General features: G+C 71.4%; 13 protein-coding genes and 1 tRNA gene. 12 read left to right on the forward strand and 2 right to left on the reverse strand.

Annotated elements, in window-relative coordinates; translation table 11 throughout:
* The first annotated feature begins 54 nt into the window (after positions 1 to 54).
* From ACZ6WH_RS12090 to ACZ6WH_RS12100, 3 genes are all read left to right on the forward strand, one after another.
* On the forward strand, positions 55 to 2,223 hold the full coding sequence (locus ACZ6WH_RS12090) for a hypothetical protein (RefSeq protein WP_469727815.1): 2,169 nt from the start codon (positions 55 to 57) through the stop codon (positions 2,221 to 2,223).
* 237 nt (positions 2,224 to 2,460) lie between these two features.
* A complete protein-coding gene (locus ACZ6WH_RS12095) occupies positions 2,461 to 2,664 on the forward strand; it encodes a hypothetical protein (protein ID WP_469727817.1) in 204 nt (67 codons plus the stop codon).
* An 8-nt stretch (positions 2,665 to 2,672) separates the two neighbouring features.
* Complete coding sequence (locus ACZ6WH_RS12100; RefSeq protein ID WP_469727819.1) at positions 2,673 to 3,275, forward strand: hypothetical protein; 603 nt, start codon at positions 2,673 to 2,675, stop codon at positions 3,273 to 3,275.
* 20 nt (positions 3,276 to 3,295) lie between these two features.
* Here the strand turns inward: ACZ6WH_RS12100 and ACZ6WH_RS12105 are convergent, their stop codons facing one another.
* Complete coding sequence (locus ACZ6WH_RS12105) at positions 3,296 to 4,225, reverse strand: HNH endonuclease (RefSeq protein WP_469727821.1); 930 nt, start codon at positions 4,223 to 4,225, stop codon at positions 3,296 to 3,298.
* Positions 4,226 to 4,327: 102 nt separating this feature from the next.
* Here ACZ6WH_RS12105 and ACZ6WH_RS12110 point away from each other — a divergent pair, with 102 nt between their 5' ends.
* The 5 genes from ACZ6WH_RS12110 (at position 4,328) to ACZ6WH_RS12130 (ending at position 9,114) form a co-directional block, all read left to right on the forward strand.
* A complete protein-coding gene (locus ACZ6WH_RS12110; RefSeq protein WP_469727823.1) occupies positions 4,328 to 4,984 on the forward strand; it encodes a methyltransferase domain-containing protein in 657 nt (218 codons plus the stop codon).
* Positions 4,981 to 5,814, forward strand: a complete 834-nt coding sequence (locus ACZ6WH_RS12115) for a bifunctional DNA primase/polymerase (RefSeq protein ID WP_469727825.1) — start codon at positions 4,981 to 4,983, stop codon at positions 5,812 to 5,814. Before ACZ6WH_RS12110 ends, ACZ6WH_RS12115 begins: the two co-directional genes overlap by 4 nt.
* A 1-nt stretch (position 5,815) precedes the next feature.
* On the forward strand, positions 5,816 to 7,291 hold the full coding sequence (locus ACZ6WH_RS12120) for an ATP-binding protein (protein ID WP_469727826.1): 1,476 nt from the start codon (positions 5,816 to 5,818) through the stop codon (positions 7,289 to 7,291).
* A gap of 474 nt (positions 7,292 to 7,765) precedes the next feature.
* The gene (locus ACZ6WH_RS12125) at positions 7,766 to 7,966 is read left to right on the forward strand and encodes a helix-turn-helix domain-containing protein (protein ID WP_469727828.1); all 201 of its coding nucleotides are present in this window, start codon (positions 7,766 to 7,768) and stop codon (positions 7,964 to 7,966) included.
* On the forward strand, positions 7,966 to 9,114 hold the full coding sequence (locus ACZ6WH_RS12130; RefSeq protein ID WP_469727830.1) for a tyrosine-type recombinase/integrase: 1,149 nt from the start codon (positions 7,966 to 7,968) through the stop codon (positions 9,112 to 9,114). Before ACZ6WH_RS12125 ends, ACZ6WH_RS12130 begins: the two co-directional genes overlap by 1 nt.
* A gap of 63 nt (positions 9,115 to 9,177) precedes the next feature.
* Here ACZ6WH_RS12130 and ACZ6WH_RS12135 read toward each other — a convergent pair.
* Positions 9,178 to 9,252, reverse strand: a tRNA-Val gene (locus ACZ6WH_RS12135).
* Between the two features lie 150 nt (positions 9,253 to 9,402).
* On the opposite strand from ACZ6WH_RS12135, the gene ACZ6WH_RS12140 reads away from it, so the two are divergent.
* The 4 genes from ACZ6WH_RS12140 (at position 9,403) to ACZ6WH_RS12155 (ending at position 12,740) form a co-directional block, all read left to right on the forward strand.
* Positions 9,403 to 10,830, forward strand: a complete 1,428-nt coding sequence (locus tag ACZ6WH_RS12140; protein ID WP_469727832.1) for a hypothetical protein — start codon at positions 9,403 to 9,405, stop codon at positions 10,828 to 10,830.
* A 155-nt stretch (positions 10,831 to 10,985) separates the two neighbouring features.
* Positions 10,986 to 11,705: a DUF4383 domain-containing protein gene (locus ACZ6WH_RS12145; RefSeq protein WP_469727833.1), complete on the forward strand. Its 720-nt coding sequence runs from the start codon at positions 10,986 to 10,988 to the stop codon at positions 11,703 to 11,705.
* Positions 11,706 to 11,771: 66 nt separating this feature from the next.
* Positions 11,772 to 12,410, forward strand: a complete 639-nt coding sequence (locus ACZ6WH_RS12150; protein ID WP_469727835.1) for a bifunctional 4-hydroxy-2-oxoglutarate aldolase/2-dehydro-3-deoxy-phosphogluconate aldolase — start codon at positions 11,772 to 11,774, stop codon at positions 12,408 to 12,410.
* 114 nt (positions 12,411 to 12,524) lie between these two features.
* Positions 12,525 to 12,740, forward strand: coding sequence for an FmdB family zinc ribbon protein (locus ACZ6WH_RS12155; RefSeq protein ID WP_432853759.1), 216 nt, complete (start codon positions 12,525 to 12,527; stop codon positions 12,738 to 12,740).
* The last annotated feature ends 20 nt before the right edge of the window (positions 12,741 to 12,760 follow it).

Consider the following 12,760-nt stretch of genomic DNA (forward strand, 5'->3'; position numbering starts at 1 on the left):
CGCCGCATTCCCCCTCCGCTTGTCTCCGGCATCCCTGCCGAAGGAGTTTTCCGCATGGCTTCCAGCAACGCCCCTGCCCTGGACTGGTCCTGGGGCACCACTCCCGCCACCGCTGCAGCCCTGGTCGCAGGCGGCGCCTACAGCACCGCCGCGGTCGGCGCCGCGACCGGCCTGCCCGCCTCTTATGCCCTCCTGGTCGGCGCGGCCGGGGCCGCAGCCCAGGCCGGAGCCGACCTCTACCAGCGCCGCCCCACCGGCCACATCGCCGCCCGCTGCGCCGGGTGGCTGGCCACCGGCGGCTGGACCGCCATCGCCCTGGCCGAGCACACGGTGCTGACCTGGGCAGCCACCGGCTGGTGGGCGGCCGGCACCGCCGCCGGCATGACGCTCGCCCGCGGCCTGGTCCGCGCCGAGGAGACCGCCCGCACCGAACGCGCCTCCCGGCGTCTGCAGAAGTGGGCCAACGGGCAGGCCAAGGACTGGCACGAGCGCCTGCACCGCCTCTTCCGCCTCGACGGCCATGAGATCGAGGGTGTCAAGCCCTGGGCCGGGGACGTCGGCTACACCGTCCGCGTCCTGATGCCCTCCGAGGCCCCGGAGCTGCCGGCGGATGCGATCCGCAAGTTGGCGGTGGATTTGAAGCTGCCCAAGGGCGGCAGCATCCAGATCCTCGATGGCGAGGTCTACGGTCAGATCCTCATCCGCGTCACCGCCAAGGACGTCCTAGCCGAGACCATCGATGTCCCTGAGGACGTCACCGAGACCAGCATCTACCAGCGCGTCCAGCTCGGGCTATTGCCCGATGCCGAGCCCGCCGACTTCCCGCTGGCGGATGTGTGTGCGCTGGAGATCGGGCAGACCGGCTCGGGCAAGTCCAACACCATCAACGTCACCAACTACCAGCTCCTGCGCACCGTCGACGCCGTGGTCTGGCACCTGGACGTCACCGGCGCGGGCATCAGCCTGCCCTGGCTGCGCTCCTGGGCTGTGGACGGCACGGTGGATCGGCCGCTGATCGACTGGACCGCCGACACCATTGAAGAGGCGCACATCATGCTGGATGTGGCCATTGCGGCGATCAACACCCGCAAGGCCGCCTACCAGGACCTGATGCACGACGCGGACGACGACAAGATCCCCGTCAGCCCGCAGGTACCGGCCGTCATCATCGTGGTCGACGAGATCGCCGAACTGCCCTACGAGCTGCTGAACAAGCTGGACACGGTGGTCGACACCGGCCGCGCCGCCCGGGTCCGTACGGTGATCTCCGGCCTGCGTGCGACGCAGGACGTCATCACCGCCGCGATGAAGAAGCAGTCCCGGGTGCGGATCGGCATGCGGGTCTCGGACCCGGAGGAGCTGAACCACCTCTTCCCCACCGGCGGCACGAGGCTGAACCCCAAGGCCGCCGCCCACAAGGGCTCCGGTTTCCTCTCCGCGCCGGATGAGGACGATGTGGACTCCGAGCCGACGCCGTTCAAGTGCTTCCGCATCAAGCCCAAGGTCATCAACACCATCGCCCCCAAGCTCGCCGACCGGCGGCCAGCGGTGGACGCGATCTCGCTGGATACAGCGCCGGGGCGGTACTACGCGTCGCGCTGGGGGCGGATCCTGCCGCGGCTGTACAAGGACAAGAAGCTCTCCGCGGCCACGCTGCCGTACACCGAGCTGGAGATCCTGCGGCCCCCGCTGGACGAGGCCAAGGGCATCCCCGTCACCGACAAGGGGCGCCCCACCTCCTCCAGCACTCCGCAGTCATCCGGCACCAGCACCGGGGCTGCCCCGGCAGAGCGGCCGGCGCGGTTCGGCTCGGACGCGCTGGCCTCGCTGCTGAGGGCTCCAGCCGTTACCGCCACCGAGGGAGCTCCGGCGCCGGAAGCCGCAGAGGGGCCGGAGGTGATCCGGGCGGAGTTCGGTCGCGTCCTGGAGCAGGCCGGCAACCTCACCGAGCGTCCGAACCCGGTCCCGCGGCTGCTGGCCGACGCCCACCAGCATGTTGTGGCCGCTGGCGGACGGATGCACACCGCCGACCTCGCCGCCCGGCTGGACATGGACCCGCTCGTGCTCGGCACCGAGCTGGGCAAGCTGCTTCGTGCGGTGGGGATCGAGCGGCCCGGCAAGGGCACCGTCCGCGCCGGAGCCGACAACGAATCCAAGCCCGGCTACCAGGAGGAGACCCTGGCCGCCGCCCTCCGGGCCTACGCCAACCATCACGCTGCGTAAGTGGTGGGTGGCGTGTGGGACTCCCACACGCCACCCACCACAGACCCCACCACAGCCTGTGGGACTCCCACACGCCTGTAGTGGGCGCTGACCTGCATGTGTGGGTGTGGGACTCCCACAAAAAATGTCCCCTCAAAGCCCCTCAGAGGCCCTCTGGCGGCCTCCCGGGGCCCTTCTCTTTTCCGGCGTGGGAGTCCCACGCCAAGCCCGTCTGTCGCTCTACAGAAAGTGACGCCCGTGGTTCTCTCCATCAGCGGACTCGTCCTCGCCCTGTTCCTCACCGCGGTGATGCTGCGCTCTCGGTACCTGCCGGTCGGCGGCGCGCTGACCGCGGCGTGCCTGGGCTACTTCCTCGCCGCCAGCGGCGCCGCCCCCGCCATCAACGGCCTCTTCTCCGCCGTCGCCTCCGGCCTCTCTGCGGTCGGCCACTCCTTCGGATAGGACCCGTCATGACGCTGACGCCCTACAGCTACACCGAGATCTCCGACCTGCTCGACCACACCGACATCTGCCGCCTGCTGGATGACGACACCACCACCCGGCTGCTCAGCGCCTCCAACCAGCCCACCCCAGCGGTCCCGCCCGCCGAGACGGGCCCCGTGCCGGAGCAGACGGTGGACGACTCGGCCTACATGGCGGCCCTGTGGCAGCACATCCGCGAGCGCGAGCAAGAAGAGCACCCCGGGCCAGTCGTCGCCGGCCCGCAGGCCCCGGACTGGGCGCGGCCGGGGCCGCCCGCCGTCCCGGCGGTCCCGGTGTGGGTGTGGCGCTACAGCGCCCTCGCGCTGAGCACCGGCGGCGCCATCGGTCTCGCCGGGTGGGGCATCGGCCAGACCGCCGCCTGGGGCCCCTACCTCGAAGAGGCCCTCTACGCCCTGGCCGCCGTCGTCATCGGCGGCGCCACCTGCGCCATGGCCGCCGCCTCCGTACTGCGCAAGCTCATCGGCGCCTTCCGCGCCCGACTGGAACGCCCGCAGATCACCCAGCACGTCCACTCCAGCGGCTTCCTCGCCCGCGCCAACGGCACCGTCCACATCGACAACCACCGCTGACCACCAGGGAGCAGCGCGGCTTACCCCTCGGCTCGGTGGGCCTGCCAATGCGCGGTGAGCCAGACCCGATGCTCAGGCCGCAGGGTGAGGGTCAGCGGCTGCCCGTGCAGCTGGTTGTAGAGGGGGTAGGTGCGGGTGGCCTGGTCGACATCGACCAGGCCGGTTTCCGGGTCCACGGCGATGTGGCCCTGGTCGAAGAGCCGGTGGATGTCGCGGCGCAGCAGCAGCCCACCGTAGTCGTGGTGTTCGCCGCTGTCGGCGTAGCTGTACAGGTGGGCCGCCTCCAGGACGACCATGGGGGCGGGACCGGTGACGGCGCACTGCTCGCCCTGCTCCTGCAGCAGGCGTTTGCGGAAGGCGTCCTGACCCACCCGCACTCGAACCTTGGCCTCCCGGTGGCCGCCGGGAAGCACCGCCCGGGCCCCCTCCATCACTTCCAAGGAGCCCACTCGTCCGGTCTCCAGCAGGGCGTCGCGGAGCTTCTCCCAGCGGGCCGGGCGCATGCTGAGCTGGGACTTCGGCGAATCGCACAGGCCCCGCAACACCGAGCCGGGCAGCAGGCCCCGCCCGTCCATCCAGGCCGAGCCGTGGTGTGACGTGTAGGTCGTCACCGGCTCGATCTTGTGGTCCGGGTCGTCGAAGAGCGCGTCGCACTTGTTGCAGCGGCAGACCGGCTGCAGGCGCTTGCGTCGCTTGAAGTCCGCCTTCCCGCACTCGGGGCAGAAGTACAGCTTCTTCTTCACCCGGTCGGTGTCGATGCGCTCGATGACCGAGAGGCCGATCAGCTCCTTCTTGTCCCACAGGGCGATCACGTCCCCCACGGCCAGCCGTGCGTGGTTCGGGACGGTGCTGTCCCAGCTGTAGTGCCGGGCCGGGTCGTCGTCGTAGCCGTCGTTGCCCCCGTGCTGCCGCTCGTTCCCGACCGCCAGCACCAGCCACGCCGTTGTCATCTCTCCCCCTTCGCCACATGCAGCGGCGGGGTGGCCGCCTCGCTCACCAAAGCCGCGGCCACCCCGCCATCCAGCCCACTCACAGAACTGGAGATCTCCAGCATGACCCAACCCACTGACATCCGGCGAGCCTTCGACGGGCCCCGGCCGCGCTTACTGGACCTGTGTTGCGGCGCCGGCGGCCTGGCCGTCGGCTACCATCGGGCCGGGTTCGACGTCACCGGCGTCGACATCCGCCCCCAGCCCAACTTCCCCTTCACCTTCCACCAGGCCGACGCGCTGGACTTCGTCCGCGCCCACGGCCGCGAGTACGATCTCATCCACGGCTCCTGGCCCTGCGAGCACTACGCCCGTGTCACCCGCTGGCGCGGCCGCCGCGAGGACCACCCCGACCTGCTCGCCCCGGGCCGGGAAGCCATGCAGGCCACCGGCCGCCCGTACGTCCTGGAGAACGTCCCCGAGACTGCCTGGGCGGGGCTGCTGCGGCCGGACTACCTGCTGTGCGGCACCCAGTTCGGCCTCCCCATCCGCCGCCACCGGGTCTTTGAGACTTCCTGGGGCGGCGGGGGCGAACTGGTGCCGCCCTGCTGGCATCGCAAGGGCCTGCTCTCCTTCGAGCACAAGGGCGAGCGCGCCTACGCCGACGCCATGGGCTGCACCTGGATGACCAACCTGGAGGCCCGCAAGGCCGTCCCCCCGGCCTACAGCCAGTGGGTCGGCCAGCAGTTCCTCACCCACGGCTTGGAGGCGGCGGCATGAGCCAGCACCTGCACACCGCCCTGGAACTGGCGCAGGCCGGGGTACCGGTGCTGCCGCTACGGGCGGGCAAGCTCCCGTTCGGCAACTGCCGCGCCTGCGCCGGCAGCGCCTGTGGCGACCGGCCGAACATGCTGGCCGCCGGGCCCTGCCAGTGCCCGGCTCCCTGCCACGCCTGGGCCGCCGCCACCACCGACCCGCGCGTACTCACCTCGCCCGCCTGGGCTGCGGCGTGGCGGCAGGCCGCGGCCGTCGCCTACCACCCGGCCGGCACCGGGCTGACCGTCGTCGACCTCGACAACCCGGCTGCCGTCACCTGGGCACGGCAGACCCTGCCGCTAACCCGCTCGGTGCCGACGACCCGTGGGGAGCACTGGATTTACCGCGGGACGATGCAGTCCTCCAACGGTGTCCGGCCGGGCGTGGACATCAAGTCGTCCATGTCCTACGCCCGCTGGCTCGGCACCGGCACCGGCGCCATGACGGCGCTGCCGGACCAGGTACGCGCGCTGATCGTGAAGGAACCCTCCCCCGCCCGGCCCGCGCCGCAGCCCGTCGGCGTGCCGGCCGGGGGTGGGGAGTGCCGCCACCGCACGCCCGTCTACCTGGAGCGGGGCATCGCCATGGCCGAGCAGCGCATCACCGAAGCCCGCGAAGCGATCCACACCACCGTCTACCGCACCTTCCTTGCCGTGCTGTCCGCCCACGGCCGGTGCGGCTGCCTGACCGAAGCCCATGTCGAGCGGCTGTTCACCGCCGCGCAGGCCAAGGGCGAGAAGGCCCGCCACTGCACCGACGCGTGGACCAACGCCCGCACCACGTTGGGACTGTGACATGTCCGAGGACGACAAGACCCCGGCCCGCGAGATCATCGCCGACTACGCGCAGGCCCACTTCCGGTACTTCCGCACCGCCGACGGGACCGTCTACGCGCAGAAGAACGGCCACCCCGTCGCCCGCCCCATCCGCTCCCAAGGCACCACCGGCAGCCACCGCCAAGAACTCATGGTCGGCCTGTACAAGGACGGCGTCGGCGTGTTCAACGGCACCGCCCTCAAGGAGGCGCTGGACTTGATCGAAGCACTCGCGCTCAGCGAGGACATCCAGCCCGTGCACATCCGCGTCGCCCCCGGCTTCGACGGGGCGACCTGGCTGGACCTGGGCCGCGACGACGGGCAGTCGGTCCGTATCCACCCCACCGGCTGGGACATCCGCGTCCCCGACCCGCGCGAGGTGTGCTGGCGCCGCACCCAGCTCACCGGCGAACTGCCTCTGCCGGCCAAGGACACCGACGGCAAGGGCATCGACCTGCTGCTCAGCCTGTGCAACTTCGCCAGCGCCGAGACCGAATGCCTGGCCATCGCCTGGCTCATCGGCTGCCTGGGACCGTCCGTGCCCGTCCCCGCCCCGTTCCTCACCGGCCCGCAGGGCGCGGGCAAGTCCACCGCGGGGCGCATGCTCGTGCGGATCATCGAGGGCATGAGCGGCGACCTGCGCCGCGCCCCGAAGGACGAGGAGAACCTGATCGCGGCCGTGGCCGCCGGGTGGGTCACCGCCCTGGACAACCTGTCCCACCTGACGCCGGACCTGTCCGACGCCGTGTGCTGCGTCGTCACCGGCGCCGAGAACGTCAAGCGCGCCCTCTTCACGGACGGGGACGTCTTCCGCGTCGGCTACCGCCGCCCCCTGCTGCTGACCGGCATCGACGTGGGACTCATCCGGGGCGACCTGGCGGAACGGCTCCTGCCGCTGCGTCTGGAGCGGCCCAAGGTCCGGCGCACCGAGGCCGAGCTGTGGGCGGAGTACGCAGAAATTCTGCCCATCGTGCTCGGCTCACTCCTGGACCTCACGGTCAAGGTCCGCGCGGCCGACGCGGAGACCCCGACCGACCTGCGCATGGCCGACTTCGCGCACCTGTGCGCGCAGCTGGACGCGGCAACCGGCCTCCGGACGCTGGACGCCTACCGGGCCAGCCTGGACGACCTCAACGACGACGTGATCGAAGGCGACCTGCTCGCGCAGACCGTCCTCAAGCACGCCGAGAGCCTCACACCAGGCACCCAACGGCGGATGACCTCCACCGAGTGGCTGCACCTCCTCAGCGGGCTCTACAGCGGCGAGGACTTCCGTCCCCTGCCCAGAGGGTGGCCGACCACGGGCAAGGTCCTCTCCGACCGGCTCAAACGACTCCAGCCGACCCTGGCCGCCCGCGGTGTCCTCATCGACTCCGGCCGCACCAGCGAAGGCCGCTACCTCGAAATGACCCGCACAGAGGCCCCGACTCCGCACGAGCACAAGCCGATGTTCTGACCGCGCCCCGCGGCCCCATGGGCTCGAACAAGCAAGAAGAGCACCACCCGGGCGAGGCGTGCTCCTCTTGCTGTTCGGCGGAACGCCGCCCGAAGGTCGCGCCGCGCAGCGGCTCCTTCTTCTCGCTTTGAGAGACCGCCGCTCTACAACAGACGCTCCCTCTTTTGTCCTAAGAGGGAAAACGCTGCGTCATCTGCGTCATGCAGGCGAAAAAACAGCACCTGACCTGCGACGAAGGCCATGACGCAGACGGCCGCCTCTGCGTCATTCTGCGTCATCTGCGTCATGCGGTGACGCAGCCCATGACGCACCCATGACGCACGCCGAACCACTGCGCCACGCAAAGCAGCAGGTCAGAAGCCCGAATGACGCTGATGACGCAATGACGCAGAAATCCGCACCTCGGACAGACGCGGGCCCTGGGCCCCGGTCCCACTCCACTCGCAGGCCCCGCCCTCTCCCGGAGGTCTCATCGTGCTGACCGTCGTCACAAGCGACCCCCAAGCTCTCACCGTCCCGGAAGTCATGACCGCTCTGAGGCTCAGCCGCAGCAAGGTCTACGACCTGATCCGGTCCAAGCAGCTCCCGAGCTACACGTCCGGCCGTGCCCGCCGCATCCCGGTCGATGCCGTACGCCACTACATGCAGGAACGAATCGAGGAGAACGCCGCCTGATGGCAGCCCGAAAGAGGAACCCCAACGGCGCCGGCAGCATCTGGCAGCGCAAAGATGGCCGCTGGGAAGGACGCGTCTACGTCCCGCAGCCCGACGGCACCCGCAAGCGCAAGACCATCTACGGCGTCACCTGGGAAGACTGTGACGAGAAGCGCCAGGAACTCGTTCGGCGCGACCGTCAGGGCATCCCAACACCTACCCGGTCCGACAAGCTCTCCGAATGGCTGCCGTACTGGCTGGAGGAGTTCGTCAAGGGCGAGCGCAAGAAGACTACGTACGCGAAGTACGAGACGCACGTGCGGCGCTACCTCGTCCCGCTCCTTGGCTCGAAGCGGCTGGAATCCCTGGGCGTCTCCGACGTCCGCCGCATGCTGAAGGCGGTGACCGCTCAGGCGTCGGCAGCGACGGCTAAGGAATCGCATCGGGTCCTTCGCAGCGCCATATCTGCCGCCTGCCGCGAAGAGCTGATCAGCAGGAACGTAGCCCAGCTGGTCCCCGCGCCTCGTGTACAGCCGCGAGAGCTCAAGCCGTGGACCTTGGACGAGACCGCGGCCTTCCTCGAAGCTGCCCGGTCGGACTCGCTCTACGCGGCGTTCGTCCTGGCGGTGGCTCTCGGACTGCGCCGCGGAGAAATCCTCGGCTTGCGCTGGTCCGACATCGACCTGGAACGCCGGACCCTCACGGTGCGGAATCAGCTTCAGCGCGTACAGAAGGAGCTGTACGCGGACACCACCAAGAACCGACGGGCGCGCACGGTCCCTGTTCCCCTGATGTGTGTCGCTCCGCTCCGCTGGCAACGTCTGCGGCAAGGCGCGCAGCGTCTCGCCGCCGGGAAAAAGTGGGAGGAGAGCGACTACGTCTTCACGACCCGGACGGGTCGCCCGATCGAGCCGCGGAACATCAGCCGCTCTTTCGAGCGGATCACGGAGGGGGCTGGCCTTCCGCGCATCCGGCTGCACGACACTCGGCACGGATGCGCCACGCTGCTCTTCGCGGCCGGCGTCGCGCCGCGCACCGTGATGGAGATCCTGGGGCACTCCCAGATCGCCGTGACGATGAACATTTACACCCATGTGTCGGACGACAGCCGACGCGAAGCGATGGGGCATATGGACCGGCTCTTGAAGCGGCGCCGCCGGTCGAATTGACCCACTGCCGTCAAAATCTACCGTCAACGCCCCCGCAGAAGATCACTGCGGGGGCGTTTTCGCTGGTGGGCACAACAGGATTTGAACCTGTGACATCTGCTTTGTAAGAGCAGCGCTCTACCGCTGAGCTATGCGCCCGGATGAACCGACAGACTACCTTGCCTGCGGGGATGGTTCGCAAATGCCTTACGGGATGCGTCCGGATGGTGAACCGACCGGCCGGTGTGTTCGTCCGTACAGGGTGGGAGAATGGCTTCGGGCCTGGGGCGACGCGATCGGGAGAGGGTTGTGACGGCGACATACACGCGGCCGTACGCGCAGCGAGCACGTCGTCAGGCCGGTGGGGGCTTCCGGGTGGGCCGGAGTGCCCGGGCGGCCGCGGCGGTGCGGGACGTGGTGGCGCTGGTGCTGCTGCCGGTGCCGGTACTGGCCGTGGCGGTGGCCGGTGGGGGGATGATGGCGTTCGCCGGGGGCGGTACACGACGCTGGTTCGGGCGCGGAGAGAGCCAGCGGGCCGAGGCGCAGGCGGCGAAGGACGCCGCGGCGGCCGCGTTCTACGAGCTGGACACCGCGCAGCGGGACCTGCGGATCTCGATCGAGACGATCACGGCGGTGGACGATTCCGCCGGGGCCCGGCGGGCCGCCGAGGGGTACGCGGGCCTGGGGCGGCGGATCGACGAGGTCAGCCGGACGTACATCGCCGCCGTGGACGCGCACGATCTGGATCGCGATGACCTCGACGGCGGAGCCGCCTCGCGGGCGCGCGCCGATCTGACGCGCGCGAAGGACGAGCTGACGGCGGTCGGCAAGGAGCTGGAGCGGTTCGCCGAGGGGCTCGGGCCGCTGCTGCGGACCGCGGAGACGCAGCTCGCGCGGCTGGCGCCGGCGGTGGAGCGGGCGCGGCAGGCGCTACTGGCCGCGACGCAGGCGCTGGACGCGGTCAGAGCGCGCGGGCTGAGAGCCGACGATCTGGCGGCGCGGCTGGCGGCGCTGTCGCCGGAGCTGACGAAGCTGAACCAGGGGGCCGGGCAGCACGGCGTGCCGGAGACGATCCACCGGGCCGACGACGTGCTGCGGCGGGCCGAGGCGATCCGTACGGAGGCGGAGCGGCTCCCGGAGAAGGCCGCGGAGATCGACAAGCGGCTGGTGTCGCTGCGGACGCGGGCGCAGGCGATCACGACGCGGGCCGGCGGCGTGGAGCCGGTGCTGAGCGAGCTGCGTCGGCGGTACAGCGCGGCCTGCTGGCAGGACCTGCAGCAGGTGCCGGACCAGGCGGCGGACTCGGTGCGCCGGGCGGAGGCCAAGCTGCGGGAGGCGCAGGGCGCGCGGGACGACCAGCGGTGGGCGGACGCGACGAGCCTGCTGGCGACCGTACGGGCCCTGCTGAATACGACCGACGAGGCGGTGACGGCCGCCGGGGACCGGCTGCGGCGGCTGGACGAGGTCTCCTTCGACCGGCGCAAGGAGGTCGAGCGGACGCGGTTCGCGATCCGGGACGCGCAGCGGCTGGCGATGGCGGGCCGCAGTACGCCGGATCCGCGGCACGCGCGTCCGCTGGACGAGGCGGTGGCGCGGCTGGAGCGCGCCGAGGCCGGCCTGGAGGGCAGCCGGCACCCGGACTGGTGGCACTTCCTGACGGAGACGGACGCGGTACGGGAGACGGCCGCGGGCGTGGTCCAGGCGATCCGCGAGGAGCGGGGCGGCACGAGCGGCTGATCCCGCGGCCGTCTACGGGGACGGCTCCGACGACCGGCATCCGGCCCATGCGATGGCGCCCGTGCGATGGCGCCCGCGCGCCCCCTGGCGGAAGCTGGAGGGCGTACGGCTTTCCGGCGGTCCTGCCGCGTACGTCTGTGCAAAGGAGGCCGGTCATGGCTGTCGGCCACGCCCTTCGCGGGCCTTTCCCGCGCCACCGGCGGCGCATCACGCTCGATGAGCATCTGCCCGTCGACCACCGGCTGAGCAGGTTCTACCGGTTCGGCGCCGGGCTGATGGGGCTGGTGCTCGTCGCCTTCGGCATCCTCGGCCTGATCGACCGGATCGGGTTCTTCGACACCGGGGGCGACACGGTCGCGGGGCTGAACACCAACGGCGCGCTGAGCGTGCTGTCCGTCCTCATCGGCCTGCTGCTCTTCGCCGGGACGGTGATCGGCGGGAACTTCGCTTCCACCCTGAACGCCGTGCTCGGCGTCGCCTTCCTGCTGAGCGGCTTCGTCAACCTGGCGATCCTGGAGACCGGCTTCAACTATCTCGCCTTCCGACTCCAGAACGTCCTCTTCAGCTTCGCCGTCGGACTGCTGCTGCTGGTCTTCGGCATGTACGGCCGGGTCAGCGGCGGCCTGCCGCACAACAACCCGTACTGGCGCGCCCGGCACCCGGAGGCGGTGCCGCTCGCCGCCCGCCCGACGCCCCAGCAGGCGGCCCTGCTGCGGAAGGCCGAGCGGGAGGCGGCGCAGCGGGAGCTGCTGAACCGTGAGCACCGCGGCCGGACGGCCCGGCGGTACAGCCGGGAGGCGGGGCTCCGGCAGAAGGTCGGGCGCGCGCGGCGGGACGACGGGGCGCACCCTCCGGGGCCCACGGCGGGCCGGTGACCGCTCCGGGCCGGTGTTCGAGAACGGTCGGCAGCAAGGCCGCACGCCGCACCCACCGGGAGAATCATGGACTTCAGCACAGCGCTCCGGGCCGGGCGACTCATCGCCATCATCCGCGGCAAGGACCCCGAGGCGTCCTTCCGCACGGTCATGACCCTGGCCGAGGAGGGGGTGCGGCTGGTGGAGGTCTCGCTCAGCGGCGCGGACGCGCTCGGCGTCATCCGGCGGGCGCGGCAGGAGCTGGGGCCGGACGCATGGCTGGGCGCGGGCACCGTCACCACCGCCGAGGACGTCGTACGGGCCGCCGAGGCCGGCGCGAATCTTGCGGTCACGCCGGGGCTGGGCGCGGGCGTCGACGAGTGCGTACGCCGTGAGCTGCCGGTGGTGGCCGGGGTGCTGACGCCGAGCGAGGTGATCGCTGCGAAGGCAGCGGGCGCGACGGCGCTGAAGCTCTTCCCCGCCTACCTCGGCGGGCCCGCGTACCTGAAGGCGCTGCGGGCGCCCTTCCCCGAGCTGCCGTTCGTCCCGGTGGGCGGGGTGGACGCGGCGGCGGCCCGCGCGTACCTGGCGGCGGGCGCGGTGGCGGTGGGCGTCGGCTCGCCGCTGACCGGGGACGCGGCGGACGGCGGCGACCTGGCGGGGCTGCGCCGCCGCGCCGCGGACTTCCTGACGGTGTGCGCGGAGGGCGCGGAGGGGCTGGCCTGAGCGGCATGGAGGGCGCGGAGGGACTGGCCTGAGCGGTGCGGACAGCGCTGGCCGGGAGCACGGTCGTGCGCTGAGGCCGCCCTGTGCCGCGGCGGGCCGCCGTATTCTTGGGCCATGCCCCGATACGAGTACCGCTGCCGCTCCTGTGAGTCGACCTTCGAGGTCAGCCGGCCGATGGCCGAGTCCGCCGCGCCCGCGCCCTGCCCCGAGGGGCACGCGGACACGGTGAAGCTGCTGTCGGCCGTGGCGGTGGGCGGTACCGCCGCGGCGCCGGCCCCGAGCGGCGGTGGCGGGGGCGGCGGCTGCTGCGGGGGCGGCTGCTGCGGCTGAGCCGCCCGCCACAGCTGCGT

It is taken from the genome of Streptomyces sp. NPDC050806 (genome assembly GCF_055586425.1).